At 26.2% G+C, this 915-nt stretch carries 2 pseudogenes; both read left to right on the forward strand.

The features are described from left to right. Positions 1 to 399: pseudogene (locus tag GQX97_RS12605) on the forward strand (tRNA (adenosine(37)-N6)-threonylcarbamoyltransferase complex dimerization subunit type 1 TsaB); the annotation flags it as partial. A 125-nt stretch (positions 400 to 524) separates the two neighbouring features. Further along, a pseudogene (locus GQX97_RS12610) lies at positions 525 to 915 on the forward strand (chemotaxis protein); the annotation flags it as partial.

Consider the following 915-nt stretch of genomic DNA (forward strand, 5'->3'; position numbering starts at 1 on the left):
CAAAATATAGTATCATATAATGGCATAAAATTATCCACGATAGATGCTAGAAAGGGAAGTATTTACGCTAATATATATAAAGACAATAACAAAATAAAAGAGAATCTAGATTTAACTTATGAAGAAGCAGTAAATTTAATAAAAGATATATCAACAAAAGATGATACTATCACATTATGCGGAGACGGTTTTTCAAAAAATGAAGATTATTTTCTAGAGAAATTACAAGAATACAAATTAAACAAATTAGACAATTCCTACAATATTATAAAAGCATCAAATTCTATATTAATGTCAGAAGAACGCTACAATAAAAGACAATTCGATAACATATTTTCGCTAAATCCTCTATATATAAGAAAAAGTGAAGCAGAAAATAAACTCAATATTAAAAATTAAACAATACCATTACGATAATATTAAATAGCATAAAAAAGTATAAAAAAACAAGTTGATTATACTTGACTTGATTAAAAATAGTAGTTATTATTATGCAGTTAATAAATAGAAAATGGAGTTTAAAAGTGAAAAAGTTGCAATCTTTGTCGGTAAAAGTACCTTTATTTGTTACCGCAATTATAACAGTAATGACAACTATACTGGTTGCTATAATATTAAATATAGGTGCTCAAGGTATAAGGCAAGGGGCTATATTTGGTTTAGAATCATCTACTAAKATATATTCAAKAATGGTTAATGTGTGGTTAAAACAGGCTATGGTTTTAGCTGATTCAATATCTAAAAGTCATATAGAATTAACTGAATATTTAGCTTTAAACACTCCTGAAACTGCTATTGCGGCTCAAGATGTATTAAAAAAACTCGCTAACAATAATGACCAATTAAATGGATTAGCTTTATATGATGTTAACGGTAACATAGTATTAGACAGTGCTGATGGAAAAATCGTAAATT

The organism is Brachyspira sp. SAP_772 (assembly GCF_009755885.1).
Lineage (GTDB): Bacteria > Spirochaetota > Brachyspiria > Brachyspirales > Brachyspiraceae > Brachyspira.